This is a genomic window from Luteibacter sp. PvP120, assembly GCF_054055715.1.
The window spans coordinates 383,018-400,084 of sequence record NZ_JBSRXP010000004.1 but is presented as its reverse complement, the minus strand read 5'-3'; the positions used below and the strand labels follow the sequence as shown (position 1 = coordinate 400,084).

The following is a 17,067-nucleotide window of genomic DNA, read 5'->3' as shown; positions in this document are numbered from 1 at the left end:
GAGATGGAAGTCCGCGAACTGCTGTCGAAGTACGAGTTCCCGGGCGACGACACCCCGATCGTGCACGGTTCGGCCCGTCTCGCCCTCGACGGCGATCAGTCCGAAATCGGCGTGCCGTCGATCATCAAGCTGGTCGACGCACTCGACAGCTGGATCCCGGAGCCGGAGCGCGTGATCGACAAGCCGTTCCTGCTGCCGGTGGAAGACGTGTTTTCGATCTCGGGTCGTGGCACGGTGCTGACCGGTCGCGTCGAGCGCGGTATCGTCAAGGTGGGTGACCCGGCCGAAGTGGTCGGTCTGAAGGACACCCAGCAGACGACGGTCACGGGCGTGGAAATGTTCCGCAAGCTGCTGGACCAGGGTCAGGCCGGTGACAACGTCGGCGTGCTGGTTCGCGGCCTGAAGCGTGAAGACGTGGAGCGTGGCCAGGTGCTGGCGGCTCCGAAGTCGGTCACGCCGCACACCGAGTTCGAGGGTGAGGTGTACATCCTGTCGAAGGACGAGGGTGGTCGTCACACGCCGTTCTTCAGCAACTATCGTCCGCAGTTCTACTTCCGTACCACGGACGTGACCGGTTCGATCAAGCTGCCGGAAGGTGTCGAGATGGTGATGCCGGGCGACAACGTGAAGATCTCGGTGACCCTGGGCTTCCCGATCGCCATGGACGAAGGCCTGCGCTTCGCGATCCGCGAAGGCGGTCGTACCGTCGGCGCCGGCGTCGTCGCCAAGATCGTCAAGTAAGAAGGACGGCCGGGGCAGGGCGACCTGCCTGGGTGTCCCGAAGAGGCGGAGGCGAAAGCCTCCGCTTTTTTTATGGCACGCCTCTTCCCTTTTTATGATCTATCCGCTATAGTCGCCGAGTTATATCAGCCAGATCGCCTTCAAGGCGACGGCTCACAGCGAAATGAGGCGCACGGAATGTGCTTCGAGTTCGCAGGCAGGGATGCCGAATGGAGTGCCGACTGGGTCACGGAGCGAGAGCTCTGTTGATCCGTATCGTTGTGTATTCTATACTTTTCTGTCCTGGCGGATCGTTTATGCGGTCCGCCTCGACTTTTTCGGGTCGCCCGGATGGCTTCATGCCACGCCACGGCGGCCCGTCGCGACACCTGCAAGTAGCTACATGGGTTGTGCGGGGCGGCGAGAAGCCACTCCGAATCACAAGAACGTTCTTTCGATAACAGGACACGGTTTTATGGCGAACCAAAAGATTCGCATTCGGCTCAAGGCCTTCGATCATCGCCTGATCGATCGTTCGGCCAGCGAAATCGTCGAGACGGCCAAGCGCACTGGCGCCACGGTCCTCGGCCCGATCCCGCTGCCGACCAAGATTGAGCGCTACACCATTCTGGTGTCGCCGCACGTCGATAAAGATGCCCGCGACCAGTACGAGACCCGTACGCACAAGCGCGTTCTGGACATCATCGACCCCAACGACAAAACCGTGGACGCGCTCATGAAGCTCGATCTCGCGGCTGGCGTTGACGTGCAGATCAAGCTCGGCTGAGCGGATAAAAGGATACGAAGATGAGTATCGGACTGGTTGGCCGCAAGTGCGGCATGAGCCGGCTCTTCACCGAAGACGGCCGCTCGATTCCGGTGACGCTGATTGAAGCGACCCCGAATCGTGTGACGCAGGTGAAGACCGAAGAAAACGACGGCTACAGCGCCGTGCAGGTAACGACGGGTGCCAAGCGCGCCTCGCTCCTGACCTCGCCGCTGAAGGGCCATTACGCCAATGCCAAGGTCGAGCCGGGCCGCGGTCTGTGGGAATTCCGCGTTTCCGCGGAAGACGCAGGCAAGTACGCGATCGGCACCGAGATCAAGGCGGATGACGTCTTCACCGTCGGTCAGACGGTCGACGTCGCCGGCGTGTCGAAGGGTAAGGGTTTCCAGGGCACCATCAAGCGTCACCACTTCAAGATGGGCGACGCCACGCACGGTAACTCGCTGTCGCATCGCGCCCCGGGCTCGATCGGCCAGCGCCAGACGCCGGGCCGCGTGTTCCCTGGTAAGAAGATGTCGGGCCACATGGGCGCGGTCAATCGCACCCAGCAGGGCCTCGAAGTGGTCAAGGTCGATGCCGAGCGTCACCTCATCGCTGTCAAGGGCGCTGTCCCTGGCGCGCCGGGTGGCGATGTCGTGATCCGTCCGACGACCAAGGGCTGAGGAGAGACGCCATGGAACTCAACGTTATTGGCGCCAAGGCGCTCACCGTGTCGGACGATGTGTTCGGCGGCGAGTACAAGAAGGCCCTCGTGCACCAGGTCGTCACCGCCTATCAGGCGGCTGGCCGTGCCGGCACGAAGGCTCAGCTGTCTCGCGGTCAGATGTCCGGTACGACCAAGAAGTTCAAGAAGCAGAAGGGTGGCGGCGCTCGCCACGGCGATTACCGCGCCCCGATCTTCGTCGGTGGTGGTGTGACGTTCGCGGCCAAGCCGCGCAGCTTCGAGCAGAAGGTCAACCGCAAGGCGTATCGCGTCGCGATTCGTTCCATCGTTGCCGAGCTCAACCGTCAGGATCGCCTGAAGGTCGTGACCGAGCTGTCGATGGAAGCCCCGAGCACCAAGGGCATGATCGCGAAGCTCGCCGAGCTCGAAGTCAAGGGTCGCGTGCTGCTGGTGTCTGAAGACGCCACCGAAGCGCTGTACCTGTCCGCCCGCAACATTCCGTATATCCACGTCGTCGACGTGCTGGCCCTGAATCCGGTCAGCCTTGTCGGTAGCGACTACGTCGTCATGACGGTGGACGCGGTCAAGAAGGTCGAGGAGTGGCTCGCATGAGCACCGAACGCACGCTCAATACGCTTCGCGCGCCGCACATCTCCGAGAAGTCGGCTCGCCTTGCTGAGAACAACCAGTACGTTTTCGTCGTGGCGCCTGAGGCGACCAAGGCCGATGTCCGTGCAGCGGTGGAACACCTTTTCGACGTCAAGGTCGAGAACGTGAACCTCGTGAATACCAAGGGCAAGGTCAAGTCGTTCCGCAATCGCACTGGCAACCGCCAGGGCAAGCGCAAGGCCTACGTGCGCCTCGCCGACGGTCATACGATCGACGTGTCGGCCAAGGCCTGAGCCAGGAGTTGAATTGAGATGGCACTGATCACTCACAAGCCGACCTCCCCGGGTCGTCGCGACGCAGTCAGCGTACGGACCGAAGGTCTGTACAAGGGCGCCCCCTATGCGCCCCTGACCGAATCGCAGTCGAAGACCGGCGGTCGCAACCATTACGGTCGCATCACCACCCGTCATCGCGGCGGCGGTCACAAGCAGGCGTACCGCATCATCGATTTCAAGCGTGACAAGGAAGGCATTGCCGCCGTTGTCGAGCGTCTTGAATACGATCCGAACCGCACCGCGCACATCGCGCTGCTGTGCTACGCCGACGGCGAGCGCCGCTACATCATCGCGCCCAAGGGCGTGTCGGTGGGCGACCGTCTCGTGTCCGGTTCCGACTCCCCGATCAAAGCGGGCAACTGCCTGCCGCTTCGTTCGATCCCGGTCGGTTCCACGATCCACTGCATCGAGATGAAGCCGGGCAAGGGTGCGCAGATCGCACGCTCCGCCGGCGCCTCGGTCCAGCTGGTCGCTCGCGAGCAGGGCTATGCCACGCTGCGTCTTCGCTCCGGCGAAATGCGTCGCGTCCCGGTTGAATGCCGCGCCACCATTGGTGAAGTCGGCAACTCCGAGCACAGCCTGCGCAAGCTCGGCAAGGCCGGTAAAAAGCGTTGGGCCGGCATTCGTCCTACGGTTCGCGGCGTCGTCATGAACCCGGTCGACCATCCGCATGGCGGTGGTGAAGGCAAGACCTCGGGCGGCCGTCATCCGGTCTCGCCGTGGGGTACGCCGACCAAGGGCTACAAGACGCGTAACAACAAGCGCACCGAGCAGTTCATCGTGCGTCGTCGCAAGTAATTAGGAAACGATCATGCCGCGCTCTCTAAAAAAAGGTCCGTTCGTCGACCTGCACCTCGTGAAAAAGGTGGAAGCCGCCGTTTCCGCCAATAACAAGCGTCCGATCAAGACCTGGTCGCGTCGTTCGATGATCCTGCCGGAGATGGTCGGTCTGACCATCGCCATCCACAACGGCCGCCAGCACGTGCCTGTGTTGATCAACGAGAACATGGTCGGGCACAAGCTCGGCGAGTTCGCGGTGACCCGCACGTACAAGGGCCACGCCGGCGACAAGAAGGGCAAGTGATGAGCACCGAAGCCAAAGCGATCCTGCGTAGCGCCCGCATCTCGGCGCAGAAGGCACGCCTGGTGGCTGACCTGGTCCGCGGCATGCCCGTGGGCCGAGCCAGCGACGTGCTCGCCTTCACCAACAAGAAAGCCGCTCACCTTGTCCGCAAGGTGCTGCTCTCCGCCGTCGCCAACGCCGAGAACAATCTCGGTGCGGACGTGGACGAGCTGAAGGTCGCCCGCATCTTCGTCGATGAAGGTCCGGCGATGAAGCGCATGTACGCCCGCGCCAAAGGCCGCGGTTCGCGCATCCTGAAGCGCACCAGCCACATCACTGTGGTTGTTGGCAACTGACTGGGGTAAGACACGATGGGTCATAAAGTTCATCCCACCGGTATCCGCCTCGGCATTGCCAAGGACTGGAACTCGAAGTGGTACGCAAACAAGGGTGAGTACGCGGTTTATCTGCAGGCCGATCTTAAGGTCCGCGAGATGCTCCGCAAGAAGCTCGCTGCCGCCGGCATCTCGAAGATCCAGATCGAGCGCCCGGCCAAGACCGCCCGCGTGACGATCCACACCGCCCGTCCGGGCGTGGTGATCGGCAAGAAGGGCGAGGACATCGAGAAGCTGCGTAAGGAAGTCACCGACATGATGGGCGTTCCGACGCACATCAATGTCAGCGAAGTCCGTAAGCCGGAGCTCGACGCCCAGCTTGTCGCCGAATCGATCGCTCAGCAGCTCGAGCGTCGCATCATGTTCCGCCGCGCGATGAAGCGCTCGGTCGGCAACGCGATGCGCCTTGGTGCCCTGGGTATCAAGATCAACGTCTCCGGTCGTCTGAACGGCGCCGAGATCGCTCGCTCCGAGTGGGCCCGTGAAGGTCGCGTTCCGCTGCACACCCTGCGTGCGGACATCGACTACGGCACCGCCGAAGCCAAGACCCAATACGGCATCATCGGTGTCAAGGTGTGGGTCTACAAGGGTGAGATCTTCGATCTGGCGGCTGCTACGGCCGAGTCGAAGGAAGACCAGCAGCCTCAGCAGTCGCGCCGCGATGGTGGTGAAAACCGCCGCGAGCGGACGGCCAAGTAAGGAGTGTTGCCATGTTGCAACCTAAGCGCACCAAGTTCCGCAAGCAGTTCAAGGGCCGCAATGACGGCCTGGCGTTCAACTCCAACCTCGTGAGCTTCGGCGAGTACGGCCTCAAGGCGACGACGCACGGTCAGCTGACCGCGCGCCAGATCGAAGCGGCCCGTCGTTGCATCACGCGTTTCGTCAAGCGTGGCGGCAAGCTCTGGATCCGCGTGTTCCCGGACAAGCCGATCACCCGCAAGCCGATCGAGGTTCGAATGGGCGCCGGTAAGGGTAGCGTCGAGTTCTGGGTCGCTCCGATCCAGCCCGGTCGCATGCTTTATGAAATCGAAGGTGTCGACGAGACGACGGCACGCGAAGCGTTCCGTCTGGCCGCAGCCAAGCTGTCCGTCCAGACCCAGTTCGTCTCCAGGGCGGTGATGTAATGGCCAGCAAAGATATCAACCAGAAGTCGGCGGAAGAGCTTAAGCAGGATCTGCTGGACCTTCGCAAGGAGCAGTTCAATCTGCGCATGCAGAAGGGCTCCGGTCAGCTCACTCAGCCGCACCAGCTGCGCCGCGTTCGGCGTGACATCGCCCGCACGAAGTTCGTGCTCGGCGCTAAGAAGTAAGGACGGCGGACATGAGTGATAACACGAAGACGGCGCGCACCCTCACGGGGCGTGTCATCAGCAACAAGATGGACCATACCGTAACGGTACTGATCGAGCGTCAGGTGCAGCATCCGCTGCTCGGCAAGATCATCCGCCGCTCCACGAAGCTCCACGCACATGACGAGACCGGTGCGAACGAGGGTGACCTGGTGCGGATCGCGGAATGCCGTCCGCTGTCGAAGACCAAACATCACCGCGTGGTCGAAATCGTCACGCGCGCTGAAGTCTAAGGAGAAGAGCAGCCATGATTCAGGTGCAGAGCTCGCTTTCCGCCGCGGACAACAGCGGTGCGAAGGAAATGATGTGCATCAAGGTGCTGGGCGGCTCGAAGCGCCGTTATGCCAGCGTCGGTGATGTGATCAAGGTGACCATCAAGGACGCCATTCCTCGCGGTAAGGTCAAGAAGGGTGAGGTGTACAACGCCGTGGTGGTTCGTACCGCCAAGGGTGTGCGCCGCGCCGACGGTTCCGTGATCCGTTTCGACGGTAACGCAGCCGTGCTCCTCAACAATAAGCTCGAGCCGATCGGTACCCGTATTTTCGGGCCGGTTACTCGCGAGCTGCGCAACGAGAAGTTCATGAAGATCGTCTCGCTCGCGCCCGAAGTGCTCTGAGCGGAGGCCAGACATGAACCGTATCCGCAAGGGTGATAACGTCGTCGTCATCACCGGCAAGAACAAGGGGCAGCGCGGCGACGTGCTGCGCGTCGATGGCGAGCGCGTCGTCGTCTCGAACGTCAACCTGGTCAAGCGTCACACCAAGCCGAACCCCCAGGCCAACCAGCCGGGCGGGATCGTCGAACGTGAGGCCTCGATCCATATCTCCAACGTACAGCTCTTCAACTCCGCCACCAACAAGGGCGAGCGCGCTGGCACCAAGACGCTCGAGGACGGGCGCAAGGTGCGCGTGTTCCGCTCCGGCGAAGAAGTCGACGCGTAAGGAACCGAAGTCATGACCCGTCTTGAAACGTTTTACAAAGAGTCGGTAATGCAGAAGCTCACTGAGCGCTTCGGTTACCAGAACGTCATGCAGGTGCCCCGCATCACGAAGATCACGCTCAACATGGGCGTCGGCGAAGCTGCCGGTAACAAGAAGATCCTCGACAATGCGGTCGCCGACATGACCAAGATCGCCGGCCAGAAGCCGATCACGACGAAGGCCCGCGTGTCGGTCGCTTCGTTCAAGATCCGCGACGGTTGGCCGATCGGTTGCAAGGTCACGCTGCGTCGTGCCCAGATGTGGGAATTCCTGGACCGCCTGATCAACATCTCGCTGCCGCGTACGCGCGACTTCCGTGGTGTCTCGGGCCGTGCCTTCGATGGCCGTGGTAACTACAACTTCGGCATCAAGGAACAGATCATTTTCCCGGAAATCGACTTCGATCAGGTTGACGCGCTGCGCGGTATGGATATCTCCATCACCACCACCGCCAAGACCGACGAAGAAGCCAAGGCGCTGCTGGAAGCTTTCAGCTTCCCGTTCCGCAACTGATCACAGGTAGAACATGGCCAAGACCTCGATGGTCGAGCGCGACCTCAAGCGCACCAAGCTCGTCAAGAAGTACGCTGCCAAGCGTGCGGAATACAAGGCGATCGTCCTTAGTGCGACCGCTTCGTACGACGAGAAGATGGAAGCCCAGACCAAGCTGCAGAAGCTTCCCCGTGATGCGAGCCCGTCGCGCCAGCGTAACCGCTGTGCACTGACCGGTCGTCCGCGCGGCGTCTACAGCAAGTTCGGCCTCGGTCGCAACAAGCTCCGCGAAGCCACCATGCGTGGTGACGTCCCGGGCCTGCGCAAGGCCAGCTGGTAAACCAGCCTCCGCTTCGGCGGGGTAGGGCGCTCCTGGACAAAACTTGTCCGGGGCGCCTCTTGCTGCTATAGTCGTTGGTCTGCGCAATGCAGACCGACGTTATATCGGCACTACAATTCAAGATTTCCGGTCATACGGATATCGGTACTCTCAAGGGTTTTTCTTATGAGCATGACTGATCCCATCGCCGATCTGTTTACGCGCATCCGTAACGGCCAGGCATCTGGCAAAGCGGTTGTCCGTATGCCGTCGTCGAAAGTGAAGCTGGCCCTGGCCAAGCTTCTCCAGAACGAAGGCTATATCCTCGACGCCCGTACCGCTGACGAAGCGGGCAAGCCGGTCCTCGAGATCAAGCTGAAGTATTTCGAAGGCCGTCCGGCCATTGAAACCATCTCCCGTGTCAGCCGTTCCGGTCTCCGCGTCTACCGCGGCAAGGACGAACTGCCGAAGGTCCTCGGCGGCCTGGGTATCTCGATCATCTCGACTTCCGCCGGTCTCCTGACCGACGCGCAGGCCCGTTCCAAGGGTCTGGGCGGCGAAGTCATCGGCCAGGTGGCGTAAGGAGTACCGACATGTCACGTGTAGCCAAGCTCCCCATCACCCTCCCGAAGGGCGTTGAATTCGCCGTTGCCAATGGCACGGTCTCGGTCAAGGGCCCGAAGGGCACCCTGACGACCCACGAGCTGCCGGGCGTTTCGCTCTCGCAGGAAAACGGCGTCGTTTCGATCGTCCTCGCCGATGGCGCCGACGACAAGTTCGGCGGCACCGCCCGCGCGATCATCGCCAACATGGTCACCGGCGTCGCCCAGGGCTTCGAGAAGAAGCTCGAGCTGGTCGGCGTGGGTTACCGCGCGCAGCTGCAGGGCAAGGCCGTCAATTTGTCCCTCGGCTTTTCGCACCCGGTCGTGTTCGACGCGCCGGAAGGCATCACCATCGAAGTCCCGACGCAGACGGAAATCCTTATCAAGGGTGCCGACAAGCAGCTCGTGGGCCAGACGGCCGCCAAGATCCGTGCTTTCCGTTCGCCGGAGCCCTACAAGGGCAAGGGCGTTCGCTACGCCGGCGAGAAGATCATCCTGAAGGAAGCCAAGAAGGCCTAATCGGCCTATCCGCTTTCTGGAGACGAGACGATGAACAAGAATACATCCCGCCTGCGCCGCGCCAAGTCGACCCGTGCCCACATCCGTGAGCTCGCCGTCGCCCGCCTGAGCGTGCACCGCACCGGTCAGCACATCTACGCCCAGGTCTTCGCGCCGAACGGCACTGTCGTGGCAGCTGCCTCGACCGTGCAGAGCTCGGTTTCCGAAGGTCTCAAGAGCAAGAAGAACGTCGAGGCCGCCACCACGGTGGGTCGCATCGTTGCCGAGCGCGCCAAGGCCGCCGGTATCGAAGCCGTCGCGTTCGACCGCTCGGGTTTCCGTTATCACGGTCGCATCAAGGCTCTCGCCGATGCGGCACGTGAGGCCGGCCTCAAGTTCTAAGAGGCGTCAGGCCACGGCATCGGCCCTTCGGGGCCGGTGTCGCCCGATGTACCTACAACTCCAAGCGGCGACCAAGCCGTAAACAGAAGTCCCGGCTAACCATCATTCCGGGCTATCAGGAAAAGAGATGTCCTCGACAGATCGCGAAAATTCGGACGGCATGCTTGAAAAGCTTATCGCCGTCAACCGCGTGGCCAAGACCGTCAAGGGTGGCCGCCAGATGAGCTTCACCGCGCTGACCGTCGTCGGCGACGGCGAAGGCCGCGTGGGCTTCGGTTATGGCAAGGCGCGTGAAGTGCCGGTCGCCATTTCCAAGGCCATGGAACGCGCCCGCCGCAACATGGTGTCCATCGAACTCAACAACGGCACGCTGTGGTACGCCATCAAGGCCAACCACGGTGCGGCTCGCGTCTACATGCAGCCTGCCTCGCAGGGTACCGGCGTCATCGCCGGCGGCGCCATGCGCGCTGTCCTCGAAGTGGTTGGTGTGAAGGACGTGCTGGCCAAGGCCGTCGGCTCGCGCAACCCGATCAACCTCGTCCGCGCGACGATCAAGGGTCTGCAGGCCGTCGCCTCGCCGAAGCGCATCGCCGCCAAGCGTGGCAAGACGATCGAAGAGGTCCTCGGCAATGGCTAAGAAGAATGAAACCGCCGCTGGCGGTACTGTCCGCGTGCGCCTGGTCAAGGGTCTGCGTGGCGTGCAGGGTCGGCATCGTCTGAGCGTCAAGGCCCTGGGCCTGAGCAGGATCAACGATGTCCGCGAACTGAAGGATAGCCCGCAGGTCCGTGGCCTTATCAACACGGTCTATTACCTGGTTCGGGTCGAGGAGTAAGTCATGCGTCTTAACGATCTCAGGCCCGGCAAGGGCGCTCGCAAGACCCGTACCCGCGTCGCGCGCGGTATCGGTTCCGGCCTCGGCAAGACCGCCGGCCGCGGCCACAAGGGTCAGCACGCCCGTGCGGGTAACACGCACCGCGTCGGCTTCGAAGGCGGTCAGATGCCGCTGCAGCGTCGCCTGCCGAAGGTGGGCTTCCGCTCGCTGAAGAAGGCCGACACGCAGCAGGTCATGCTGTACCAGCTCGCCACCATCCAGGCCGACACGATCGACCTGATCGCTCTGCACGCCGCCGGTCTCGTGACCAGCCGCGCGAAGAAGGTCAAGATCGTCCTGAAGGGTGAAATCAATCGCGCGATCAAGCTCTCGGGCGTGCTTGCGACGGCCGGCGCCAAGGCGGCTATCGAAGCCGCCGGCGGCAGCGTGGAGTAATCAGGTGGCAGCAGCGCAGGGCACAACGCTCGGCTCGCTGGGCAAACTGACGGAACTGCGTCAGCGCATCTTTTTCTTGATTGGTGCGCTGATCGTCTTCCGCCTCGGTTCGTTCATTCCCGTTCCGGGCGTGAATCCCGAGGCGATGACGAGCCTGGTGGAAGGTGGTGGCGGCCTGCTGAACATGGTCAACATGTTCTCCGGTGGTTCGCTGTCGCGTTTTTCGGTGTTCGCGCTTGGTGTGGTGCCGTATATCTCGGCGTCGATCGTGGTGCAGATGATGGGCTCGGTCGTACCGTCGCTCATGGCTCTGCGCAAGGAAGGCGAGGCGGGTCGTCGCAAGATGACCATGTACACGCGTTTCGGCACGGTCGGCCTGGCGGCATTCCAGGCTTTCGGTATCGCGGTCGCCCTGCAGAAGCAGGTCGGCGCCAGCGGTCCGGTGGTCTACATGCCGGGTGCCGGCTTCGTCATGGCATCGGTCGTCGGTCTTACCGCCGGCACGATGTTCCTGATGTGGCTGGGTGAGCAGATCACGGAGCGGGGTATCGGCAACGGTATCTCCATGCTGATCTTCGCCGGTATCGTCGCGGGTCTGCCGGGTGCCATCGCGCACACGTTGACCATGGCGAACAACGGCGAGCTGTCGGTCCTGAAGCTGCTCATGGTTACGGCACTGATTCTCGCGGTCACCGCCTTCGTGGTGTTCATGGAGCGCGCCCAGCGGCGCATTACCGTGAATTACGCGAAGCAGGGCAGCCAACGTCAGTTCCAGCGCCAGACCTCGCACCTGCCGCTGAAGATCAACATGGCGGGTGTCATTCCGCCGATCTTCGCGACCAGTCTTCTGCTCTTTCCGGCAACAGCCGCGACCTGGTTCGGTTCCGCCCACCAGTCGCGCTGGTTGCAGTGGCTGACCACGGCGCTGAGCCCGGGTGAGCCGGTCCACGACATCGTGTTCGCGGTGCTGGTGATCGGGTTCGCCTTCTTCTATACGGCGATCGTGTTCAACTCGCAGGAAACGGCCGATAACCTCAAGCGTTCGGGCGCGCTGATTCCGGGCATTCGTCCGGGTCGCGCCACGGCAGACTACATCGATGGCGTCATGACCCGGCTTACCGGTGTTGGCGCGATTTACATCGTACTGGTCTGCCTGGTGCCCACGTTCATGCAGAACGCCTGGCACGTCCCGTTCTATTTCGGCGGCACTTCGCTGCTGATCGTGGTGGTGGTGGTGATGGACTTTACGGCTCAGGTCCAGGCCCATCTCGTGAGCCACCAGTACGAGAGTCTGCTCAAGAAGTCCAATCTCCGCCGTGGCTGAGATTGGACGTTAAGCCCCCAAGTAGGGGAGCCCTTGGCGCCCAGCGCCGCAGGACTTCCCGTTTAGGTTAATTCAGGTTAGAATTGCGCGTTTACCGCGCACGAAACGCATCGGAGACAGTACATCATGGCGCGCATCGCGGGTGTCAATTTGCCGGTCCAGAAGCATGTCTGGGTCGGCCTGCAGAGCATTTTCGGAATCGGCCGTTCGCGGGCGAAGCAGGTTTGTGTGGATGCCGGCGTGGTTCCGACCACGCCCATCAAGTCGCTCAGCGAAGGCGAAGTGGAGAAGATCCGCGCCGAAATCGCTAAGTACACGGTCGAAGGTGACCTCCGCCGCGAAGTCGGCATGGCGGTCAAGCGCCTTATGGACCTGGGTTGCTATCGTGGCCTGCGCCATCGTCGCGGCCTGCCGGTGCGCGGCCAGCGCACGCGTACCAACGCCCGTACCCGCAAGGGTCCGCGTCGTCCGATCAAGAAGTAACGGATACCGATTATGGCTAAGCCGGTTAAAACCAAGAAGAAGATCAAGCGCGTCGTCACGGATGCCGTGGCCCACGTGCAGGCTTCTTTCAACAACACCATCGTCACGATCACCGATCGCCAGGGCAACGCCCTGTCGTGGGCGACGGCGGGCGGCGCGGGTTTCCGCGGTTCCCGTAAGTCCACCCCGTTCGCTGCCCAGGTTGCCGCCGAAAAGGCTGGCCGCGCTGCAGGCGACTACGGTGTGAAGACGGTTGAAGTTCGCATCAAGGGCCCCGGCCCGGGCCGTGAGTCGGCCGTGCGTTCACTGAATGCGTTGGGCTACAAAGTGCTCAACATTATCGATGTCACGCCGATTCCGCATAACGGCTGCCGTCCCCCCAAGAAGCGTCGCGTCTAAGGAGCATACCCATGGCCCGTTATCGTGGAGCTACCTGCAAACTTGCGCGTCGTGAAGGTGTCGACCTCGGTCTGAAGAGCCCGGCTCGCGCGCTCGATTCCAAGTGCAAGCTCGAAACCAAGCCCGGTCAGCATGGCGCCAACAAGCGCGCCCGCCTGTCCGATTACGCAGTGCAGCTGCGTGAGAAGCAGAAGGTCAAGCGCATCTACGGTGTGCTTGAGCGTCAGTTCAGCAACTACTACACCAAGGCTTCGACCCAGAAGGGCAACACGGGTGAAAACCTGCTGCGCCTGCTGGAAAGCCGTCTCGACAACGTCGTGTTCCGCATGGGTTTCGCGGTTACCCGCGCCCAGGCTCGTCAGCTCGTGGCCCACAAGGCCGTGACGGTCAATGGCAAGAAGGTCAACGTACCTTCCTACCACGTCCGTCCGGGCGACGAAGTCTCGCTGACCGAAAAGGCTCGCACGCAGTTGCGCGTCCAGGAAGCAGCGACGGTTTTCGACACGATGGACCTTCGTCCGTCGTGGGTCGAGGTCGACAGCAAGAAGTTCGCAGGCACGTTCAAGGCTGTGCCGGATCGCGGTGATCTGCCGGCCGATATCAACGAAGCCCTGATCGTCGAGCTTTACTCGAAGTAATCTTCACCGGAGCCTTGCATGGCAGTTTCGTCAACTAGTGTGCTGCGGCCTCGTGGCCTCAGCGTCGAGCAGCTCGGCGCCAACCGCGCCAAGGTGGTGGTCGAGCCGCTCGAGCGTGGCTTTGGTCACACCCTGGGCAACGCGCTGCGTCGCGTGCTGCTCTCTTCGATCCCGGGTAGCGCGATCGTCGAGGTCGAAATCGACGGCGTGCTGCACGAGTACACCACTCTGGAAGGCCTGCAGGAGGACGTGATCGAAGTCCTGCTGAACCTCAAGGATGTCGCCATTCGTCAGCATAGCGGTGACGAAGTCACCCTGACGCTTTCGAAGAAGGGCAAGGGCGTGGTCACGGCAGGCGATATCGCCGTCGACCATTCCGTTGAAATCGTCAACCCGGACCATGTGATCTGCCACCTCACCAAGGATGTGGCCCTTAACATGCGCCTGAAGGTTCGTCGCGGCGTCGGCTACCAGCCGGCCAGCGCGCGCCAGCATCCGGATGACGAGACGCGGCCGATCGGCCGTCTGCAGCTCGACGCGTCGTTCGCGCCGGTCCTGCGCGTGGCTTACGAAGTGGACGCCGCTCGTGTCGAGCAGCGCACCAACCTCGACAAGCTCGTGCTCGACATCGAGACGAACGGTACGATCGGTGCTGAAGACGCTGTCCGCAAGGCGGCTGAAATCATCAACGACCAGCTGTCGGTGTTCGGCGATTTCTCGCGCCGCGAGAGCGATTCGACCAAGGCGGAGAAGGGCGGGTTCGATCCGCTGCTGCTGCGTCCGATCGACGATCTCGAACTGACGGTCCGTTCCGCGAACTGCCTCAAGGCCGAAAGCATCTACTACATCGGCGACCTGGTCCAGAAGACCGAAGTCGAGCTGTTGAAGACGCCGAACCTTGGCAAGAAGTCGCTGACGGAAATCAAGGATGTCCTGGGCGGGCGTGGTCTCGCACTGGGCATGAAGCTCGAAAACTGGCCGCCGCCGGGTCTTTCCCACGGCATGCAGCTGGGCTGATCCACACGGGGCGATCGCTTTTCGATCGCCCCGTTCCTTTGCGCCATCCGGTGGATGCCCTGTGCACTTCCATCGTGAATCGACAGCGGTCCATAGAGGCCGCCCTCTTATAACGAGGCGTACTGACAGCCTCGCATCAGCGGGTAACCGCGGAACGTCGGTCCATCCGGCCGGCTTTTCATAACAACAGACTTAGAGAGTACACGTCATGCGTCACCAGAAATCCGGTCGCAAGCTCAACCGTACGAGCAGCCATCGCGAAGCCATGTTCAAGAACATGGCGTCGTCGCTGATCAAGCACGAGCTTATCCGTACCACGCTGCCCAAGGCCAAGGAACTCCGTCGCGTTGCCGAGCCGCTCATCACGCTCGCCAAGACCGACGGCGTCGCCAACCGCCGCCTCGCCTTCTCGCGTCTGCGCGATAAGGTTGCGGTGGGCAAGCTTTTCGTCGAGCTCGGTCCTCGCTACCGCGAGCGTCCCGGCGGTTACCTGCGTATCCTCAAGTGCGGCTTCCGTCCGGGCGACAACGCTCCGATGGCCTATGTCGAGCTGGTGGATCGCCCGACCGCTGCCGAAGCCGTCGACGCCGAGTAAGCGCCAAGGTTGTCCCAAAGAACCCCGGCCGGGTGACCTGCCGGGGTTTTTTTTATGCAAGTGATTGAATTACGGTTACAAACGAAACTTCACGTGCTTGCTGACAAACGCATGCACATCGGGTTAACGTGGTTGTCCTGACACCTATCCGTTACCCATGGCTCTCTCCTCCCTGACGTTCCGTTCGCGTTACCTGCTGGCCTTCCTCGTCTGCGTCGGCCTGATGGCCTTCGCCTTGTATTCGCAGTATGTGATGCACCTGGATCCGTGCCCGCTGTGTATTTTCCAGCGCATCGCGGTGTGCATCATGGGTCTGTTCTTCCTGCTGGGTGCCCTGCATGCGCCAGCGACGCGACGCGGCCGATCCATCTATGCAGCTCTCGTCACCCTGGGTGGTCTATGGGGCGTGGCGACCGCGGGTCGTCATCTGTGGCTGCAATCGCTGCCTGCCGATCAGGTTCCCGCCTGCGGTCCCGGCCTGGGCTACCTGTTCGACGCCTTCCCCTTCATGAAGATGCTGAAGCTGGCGTTCACGGGTTCCGGCGAGTGCGCAAAGATCGAACCCATCCTCGGGCTGCCCATGCCGGCCTGGACCCTGCTCTGGTTCATCGCCTTGATCGTCTGGGCGCTTGTCGCCCTCCGTCGCACCGTTCGCTGATTTCTCCTGCGCCGCTCCAGGCGCCATTACGAAGGCACCACCGTCATGCAGCACTCCCTCAAAGCCGTAGTTCCCCCGTCCGCCGACTGGACGCCGGGTTCGTGGCGTTCGAGGACCGCCCTCCAGCAGCCGACGTATGAAGACGCGGCGGAGCTCAACCACGCCCTGACCCAGCTCGGCGAATTGCCGCCGCTGGTCACCTCGTGGGAAGTCCTCACCCTGAAGCAGCGCATTGCGGAAGCGCAGGACGGCGAGCGATTCCTTTTGCAGGGCGGGGATTGCGCCGAAAGCTTCGCGGACTGCAACAGCCCGATCATTTCCAACCGGCTGAAGGTGCTGCTGCAGATGAGCCTGGTGCTGGTGCACGGCATGAAGAAGCCGGTGCTGCGCGTCGGTCGCTTTGCCGGCCAATACGCCAAGCCGCGCTCCGCCGATACCGAAACGCGCGATGGCGTTACCCTGCCGGCCTTCCGCGGCGACCTGGTCAACAGCCCCGAGTTCACGCCAGCCGCGCGTCGCGCCGATCCGCAGCGGCTCATCAAGGCGCATGCCCGCTCCGCGATGACGATGAACTTCGTCCGCGCGCTGATCGACGGTGGCTTTGCCGACCTGCACCACCCCGAGTATTGGGACCTGGCCTGGGTGGATCATTCGCCGCTGGCTGCCGAGTACAAGCGCATGGTCGCCACCATCGGCGATTCGCTGCGCTTCATGGAAACCCTGGCCGGGCAGTCGATCTCCAGCTACTCCCGGGTGGATTTCTACACCTCGCACGAAGCGCTCCTGCTGCACTACGAGGAAGCGCTTACCCGTCAGGTGCCGCGCCAGGACGGCTGGTTCAACCTGTCGACGCACTACCCGTGGATCGGCATGCGCACGGCCGCGCTGGACGGCGCGCACTCGGAATACTTCCGCGGTATCCGCAACCCGATCGCCGTGAAGGTCGGCCCGACGGTGCAGCCGGACGAACTGCTGCGTCTGATCGACGTGCTCAACCCGAACGAGGAGCCGGGTCGCCTGACCCTGATCCATCGCATGGGCAACGACAAGATCGCTACGCAGCTGCAGCCTCTGCTTGAGGCGGTCAAGCGGGAAGGTCGCCGCGTGCTCTGGGTCGCCGATCCGATGCACGGCAACACCGAGAGCACCAGCAACGGCTACAAGACGCGGCGCTTTACCAACATCGCGGGCGAGCTGGACCAGGCGTTCGACATCCATGCCGCGGCCGGCACCCGCCTGGGCGGCGTGCACCTGGAGTTGACCGGCGAGAACGTCACCGAGTGCCTCGGCGGTGCTCGTGGTCTGGTGGAGACGGACCTGGACCGCGCGTACAAGTCGATGGTCGATCCCCGGCTCAACTACGAGCAGTCACTGGAACTGGCGATGCTGATCGTGAAGAAGTCGGGCGGCATGGCCTGAGCTTTTTCATGAGGCAGCCGTCTCGCGGTTGTTCATCGGCGGCACTCCCACT

At 62.4% G+C, this 17,067-nt stretch carries 30 protein-coding genes; all 30 read left to right on the top strand.

Annotation, left to right across the window (positions count from 1 at the left end; all coding sequences use genetic code 11):
- A partial coding sequence (locus tag ACVKN3_RS11230; RefSeq protein WP_354517115.1) for an EF-Tu C-terminal domain-related protein occupies window positions 1–741 on the top strand: 741 nt, incomplete at its 5' end.
- A gap of 454 nt (window positions 742–1,195) precedes the next feature.
- Window positions 1,196–1,507: a 30S ribosomal protein S10 gene (gene rpsJ, locus ACVKN3_RS11225; RefSeq protein ID WP_036140140.1), complete on the top strand. Its 312-nt coding sequence runs from the start codon at window positions 1,196–1,198 to the stop codon at window positions 1,505–1,507.
- A gap of 20 nt (window positions 1,508–1,527) precedes the next feature.
- Window positions 1,528–2,169 (top strand): 50S ribosomal protein L3, encoded by a 642-nt coding sequence (gene rplC / locus ACVKN3_RS11220; RefSeq protein WP_036140141.1) that lies wholly within the window; start codon window positions 1,528–1,530, stop codon window positions 2,167–2,169.
- Window positions 2,170–2,180: 11 nt separating this feature from the next.
- On the top strand, window positions 2,181–2,783 hold the full coding sequence (gene rplD, locus ACVKN3_RS11215) for a 50S ribosomal protein L4 (protein WP_036140143.1): 603 nt from the start codon (window positions 2,181–2,183) through the stop codon (window positions 2,781–2,783).
- Entirely contained in the window at window positions 2,780–3,073 is a 294-nt protein-coding gene (rplW, locus tag ACVKN3_RS11210; RefSeq protein WP_036140147.1) for a 50S ribosomal protein L23, read from the top strand. The genes rplD and rplW overlap by 4 nt, the downstream gene beginning before the upstream one ends.
- 18 nt (window positions 3,074–3,091) lie before the next feature.
- Window positions 3,092–3,913, top strand: coding sequence for a 50S ribosomal protein L2 (gene rplB / locus ACVKN3_RS11205; protein WP_036140150.1), 822 nt, complete (start codon window positions 3,092–3,094; stop codon window positions 3,911–3,913).
- A gap of 13 nt (window positions 3,914–3,926) precedes the next feature.
- Complete coding sequence (gene rpsS / locus ACVKN3_RS11200) at window positions 3,927–4,199, top strand: 30S ribosomal protein S19 (RefSeq protein ID WP_029213892.1); 273 nt, start codon at window positions 3,927–3,929, stop codon at window positions 4,197–4,199.
- A complete protein-coding gene (gene rplV / locus ACVKN3_RS11195) occupies window positions 4,199–4,534 on the top strand; it encodes a 50S ribosomal protein L22 (protein ID WP_029213891.1) in 336 nt (111 codons plus the stop codon). The genes rpsS and rplV overlap by 1 nt, the downstream gene beginning before the upstream one ends.
- 15 nt (window positions 4,535–4,549) lie before the next feature.
- Window positions 4,550–5,272, top strand: a complete 723-nt coding sequence (gene rpsC / locus ACVKN3_RS11190) for a 30S ribosomal protein S3 (protein WP_285405928.1) — start codon at window positions 4,550–4,552, stop codon at window positions 5,270–5,272.
- An 11-nt stretch (window positions 5,273–5,283) separates the two neighbouring features.
- On the top strand, window positions 5,284–5,697 hold the full coding sequence (gene rplP, locus ACVKN3_RS11185) for a 50S ribosomal protein L16 (protein ID WP_036115475.1): 414 nt from the start codon (window positions 5,284–5,286) through the stop codon (window positions 5,695–5,697).
- Window positions 5,697–5,882, top strand: a complete 186-nt coding sequence (gene rpmC, locus ACVKN3_RS11180) for a 50S ribosomal protein L29 (protein ID WP_036115473.1) — start codon at window positions 5,697–5,699, stop codon at window positions 5,880–5,882. The genes rplP and rpmC overlap by 1 nt, the downstream gene beginning before the upstream one ends.
- A gap of 11 nt (window positions 5,883–5,893) precedes the next feature.
- Complete coding sequence (rpsQ, locus tag ACVKN3_RS11175) at window positions 5,894–6,154, top strand: 30S ribosomal protein S17 (protein ID WP_036115469.1); 261 nt, start codon at window positions 5,894–5,896, stop codon at window positions 6,152–6,154.
- A gap of 14 nt (window positions 6,155–6,168) precedes the next feature.
- Window positions 6,169–6,537 (top strand): 50S ribosomal protein L14, encoded by a 369-nt coding sequence (gene rplN, locus ACVKN3_RS11170; protein ID WP_036115467.1) that lies wholly within the window; start codon window positions 6,169–6,171, stop codon window positions 6,535–6,537.
- A 13-nt stretch (window positions 6,538–6,550) separates the two neighbouring features.
- A complete protein-coding gene (gene rplX / locus ACVKN3_RS11165) occupies window positions 6,551–6,862 on the top strand; it encodes a 50S ribosomal protein L24 (protein ID WP_036140155.1) in 312 nt (103 codons plus the stop codon).
- A 12-nt stretch (window positions 6,863–6,874) separates the two neighbouring features.
- Entirely contained in the window at window positions 6,875–7,414 is a 540-nt protein-coding gene (gene rplE / locus ACVKN3_RS11160; RefSeq protein ID WP_285405932.1) for a 50S ribosomal protein L5, read from the top strand.
- 13 nt (window positions 7,415–7,427) lie between these two features.
- Window positions 7,428–7,733, top strand: coding sequence for a 30S ribosomal protein S14 (gene rpsN / locus ACVKN3_RS11155; protein WP_036115457.1), 306 nt, complete (start codon window positions 7,428–7,430; stop codon window positions 7,731–7,733).
- A gap of 165 nt (window positions 7,734–7,898) precedes the next feature.
- On the top strand, window positions 7,899–8,294 hold the full coding sequence (gene rpsH / locus ACVKN3_RS11150; RefSeq protein ID WP_036115455.1) for a 30S ribosomal protein S8: 396 nt from the start codon (window positions 7,899–7,901) through the stop codon (window positions 8,292–8,294).
- Window positions 8,295–8,305: 11 nt separating this feature from the next.
- The gene (gene rplF, locus ACVKN3_RS11145; RefSeq protein ID WP_285405937.1) at window positions 8,306–8,833 is read left to right on the top strand and encodes a 50S ribosomal protein L6; all 528 of its coding nucleotides are present in this window, start codon (window positions 8,306–8,308) and stop codon (window positions 8,831–8,833) included.
- 30 nt (window positions 8,834–8,863) lie between these two features.
- Window positions 8,864–9,214 (top strand): 50S ribosomal protein L18, encoded by a 351-nt coding sequence (gene rplR, locus ACVKN3_RS11140; protein ID WP_285405938.1) that lies wholly within the window; start codon window positions 8,864–8,866, stop codon window positions 9,212–9,214.
- Between the two features lie 127 nt (window positions 9,215–9,341).
- Window positions 9,342–9,851 carry a 30S ribosomal protein S5 gene (gene rpsE / locus ACVKN3_RS11135; protein ID WP_029213879.1) on the top strand — a complete coding sequence of 170 codons (510 nt, stop codon included), beginning with the start codon at window positions 9,342–9,344 and terminating at the stop codon, window positions 9,849–9,851.
- Window positions 9,844–10,047, top strand: coding sequence for a 50S ribosomal protein L30 (rpmD, locus tag ACVKN3_RS11130; protein WP_036140158.1), 204 nt, complete (start codon window positions 9,844–9,846; stop codon window positions 10,045–10,047). Before rpsE ends, rpmD begins: the two co-directional genes overlap by 8 nt.
- A gap of 3 nt (window positions 10,048–10,050) precedes the next feature.
- Window positions 10,051–10,482 carry a 50S ribosomal protein L15 gene (gene rplO / locus ACVKN3_RS11125; RefSeq protein WP_036140160.1) on the top strand — a complete coding sequence of 144 codons (432 nt, stop codon included), beginning with the start codon at window positions 10,051–10,053 and terminating at the stop codon, window positions 10,480–10,482.
- A gap of 4 nt (window positions 10,483–10,486) precedes the next feature.
- Window positions 10,487–11,806 (top strand): preprotein translocase subunit SecY, encoded by a 1,320-nt coding sequence (gene secY, locus ACVKN3_RS11120; protein ID WP_036140161.1) that lies wholly within the window; start codon window positions 10,487–10,489, stop codon window positions 11,804–11,806.
- A gap of 126 nt (window positions 11,807–11,932) precedes the next feature.
- Complete coding sequence (rpsM, locus tag ACVKN3_RS11115; RefSeq protein WP_036115440.1) at window positions 11,933–12,289, top strand: 30S ribosomal protein S13; 357 nt, start codon at window positions 11,933–11,935, stop codon at window positions 12,287–12,289.
- A gap of 12 nt (window positions 12,290–12,301) precedes the next feature.
- Window positions 12,302–12,688 carry a 30S ribosomal protein S11 gene (rpsK, locus tag ACVKN3_RS11110; RefSeq protein ID WP_007513384.1) on the top strand — a complete coding sequence of 129 codons (387 nt, stop codon included), beginning with the start codon at window positions 12,302–12,304 and terminating at the stop codon, window positions 12,686–12,688.
- Window positions 12,689–12,699: 11 nt separating this feature from the next.
- A complete protein-coding gene (gene rpsD / locus ACVKN3_RS11105) occupies window positions 12,700–13,326 on the top strand; it encodes a 30S ribosomal protein S4 (RefSeq protein WP_036140163.1) in 627 nt (208 codons plus the stop codon).
- 18 nt (window positions 13,327–13,344) lie between these two features.
- A complete protein-coding gene (locus ACVKN3_RS11100; RefSeq protein ID WP_036115434.1) occupies window positions 13,345–14,343 on the top strand; it encodes a DNA-directed RNA polymerase subunit alpha in 999 nt (332 codons plus the stop codon).
- A 208-nt stretch (window positions 14,344–14,551) separates the two neighbouring features.
- The gene (rplQ, locus tag ACVKN3_RS11095) at window positions 14,552–14,938 is read left to right on the top strand and encodes a 50S ribosomal protein L17 (RefSeq protein WP_285405982.1); all 387 of its coding nucleotides are present in this window, start codon (window positions 14,552–14,554) and stop codon (window positions 14,936–14,938) included.
- 157 nt (window positions 14,939–15,095) lie between these two features.
- Window positions 15,096–15,596: a disulfide bond formation protein B gene (locus ACVKN3_RS11090; RefSeq protein WP_354517104.1), complete on the top strand. Its 501-nt coding sequence runs from the start codon at window positions 15,096–15,098 to the stop codon at window positions 15,594–15,596.
- Window positions 15,597–15,641: 45 nt separating this feature from the next.
- Window positions 15,642–17,015, top strand: coding sequence for a class II 3-deoxy-7-phosphoheptulonate synthase (locus ACVKN3_RS11085; protein WP_285405988.1), 1,374 nt, complete (start codon window positions 15,642–15,644; stop codon window positions 17,013–17,015).
- The last annotated feature ends 52 nt before the right edge of the window (window positions 17,016–17,067 follow it).

What these genes read in the sequence shown, in the direction of transcription:
- rpsJ (WP_036140140.1), top strand. Translation starts at nt 1,196, where the DNA reads ATGGCGAACCAAAAGATTCGCATTCGGCTCAAGGCCTTCGATCATCGC.
- rplC (WP_036140141.1), top strand. Translation starts at nt 1,528, where the DNA reads ATGAGTATCGGACTGGTTGGCCGCAAGTGCGGCATGAGCCGGCTCTTC.
- rplD (WP_036140143.1), top strand. Translation starts at nt 2,181, where the DNA reads ATGGAACTCAACGTTATTGGCGCCAAGGCGCTCACCGTGTCGGACGAT.
- rplW (WP_036140147.1), top strand. Translation starts at nt 2,780, where the DNA reads ATGAGCACCGAACGCACGCTCAATACGCTTCGCGCGCCGCACATCTCC.
- rplB (WP_036140150.1), top strand. Translation starts at nt 3,092, where the DNA reads ATGGCACTGATCACTCACAAGCCGACCTCCCCGGGTCGTCGCGACGCA.
- rpsS (WP_029213892.1), top strand. Translation starts at nt 3,927, where the DNA reads ATGCCGCGCTCTCTAAAAAAAGGTCCGTTCGTCGACCTGCACCTCGTG.
- rplV (WP_029213891.1), top strand. Translation starts at nt 4,199, where the DNA reads ATGAGCACCGAAGCCAAAGCGATCCTGCGTAGCGCCCGCATCTCGGCG.
- rpsC (WP_285405928.1), top strand. Translation starts at nt 4,550, where the DNA reads ATGGGTCATAAAGTTCATCCCACCGGTATCCGCCTCGGCATTGCCAAG.
- rplP (WP_036115475.1), top strand. Translation starts at nt 5,284, where the DNA reads ATGTTGCAACCTAAGCGCACCAAGTTCCGCAAGCAGTTCAAGGGCCGC.
- rpmC (WP_036115473.1), top strand. Translation starts at nt 5,697, where the DNA reads ATGGCCAGCAAAGATATCAACCAGAAGTCGGCGGAAGAGCTTAAGCAG.
- rpsQ (WP_036115469.1), top strand. Translation starts at nt 5,894, where the DNA reads ATGAGTGATAACACGAAGACGGCGCGCACCCTCACGGGGCGTGTCATC.
- rplN (WP_036115467.1), top strand. Translation starts at nt 6,169, where the DNA reads ATGATTCAGGTGCAGAGCTCGCTTTCCGCCGCGGACAACAGCGGTGCG.
- rplX (WP_036140155.1), top strand. Translation starts at nt 6,551, where the DNA reads ATGAACCGTATCCGCAAGGGTGATAACGTCGTCGTCATCACCGGCAAG.
- rplE (WP_285405932.1), top strand. Translation starts at nt 6,875, where the DNA reads ATGACCCGTCTTGAAACGTTTTACAAAGAGTCGGTAATGCAGAAGCTC.
- rpsN (WP_036115457.1), top strand. Translation starts at nt 7,428, where the DNA reads ATGGCCAAGACCTCGATGGTCGAGCGCGACCTCAAGCGCACCAAGCTC.
- rpsH (WP_036115455.1), top strand. Translation starts at nt 7,899, where the DNA reads ATGAGCATGACTGATCCCATCGCCGATCTGTTTACGCGCATCCGTAAC.
- rplF (WP_285405937.1), top strand. Translation starts at nt 8,306, where the DNA reads ATGTCACGTGTAGCCAAGCTCCCCATCACCCTCCCGAAGGGCGTTGAA.
- rplR (WP_285405938.1), top strand. Translation starts at nt 8,864, where the DNA reads ATGAACAAGAATACATCCCGCCTGCGCCGCGCCAAGTCGACCCGTGCC.
- rpsE (WP_029213879.1), top strand. Translation starts at nt 9,342, where the DNA reads ATGTCCTCGACAGATCGCGAAAATTCGGACGGCATGCTTGAAAAGCTT.
- rpmD (WP_036140158.1), top strand. Translation starts at nt 9,844, where the DNA reads ATGGCTAAGAAGAATGAAACCGCCGCTGGCGGTACTGTCCGCGTGCGC.
- rplO (WP_036140160.1), top strand. Translation starts at nt 10,051, where the DNA reads ATGCGTCTTAACGATCTCAGGCCCGGCAAGGGCGCTCGCAAGACCCGT.
- rpsM (WP_036115440.1), top strand. Translation starts at nt 11,933, where the DNA reads ATGGCGCGCATCGCGGGTGTCAATTTGCCGGTCCAGAAGCATGTCTGG.
- rpsK (WP_007513384.1), top strand. Translation starts at nt 12,302, where the DNA reads ATGGCTAAGCCGGTTAAAACCAAGAAGAAGATCAAGCGCGTCGTCACG.
- rpsD (WP_036140163.1), top strand. Translation starts at nt 12,700, where the DNA reads ATGGCCCGTTATCGTGGAGCTACCTGCAAACTTGCGCGTCGTGAAGGT.
- ACVKN3_RS11100 (WP_036115434.1), top strand. Translation starts at nt 13,345, where the DNA reads ATGGCAGTTTCGTCAACTAGTGTGCTGCGGCCTCGTGGCCTCAGCGTC.
- rplQ (WP_285405982.1), top strand. Translation starts at nt 14,552, where the DNA reads ATGCGTCACCAGAAATCCGGTCGCAAGCTCAACCGTACGAGCAGCCAT.
- ACVKN3_RS11090 (WP_354517104.1), top strand. Translation starts at nt 15,096, where the DNA reads ATGGCTCTCTCCTCCCTGACGTTCCGTTCGCGTTACCTGCTGGCCTTC.
- ACVKN3_RS11085 (WP_285405988.1), top strand. Translation starts at nt 15,642, where the DNA reads ATGCAGCACTCCCTCAAAGCCGTAGTTCCCCCGTCCGCCGACTGGACG.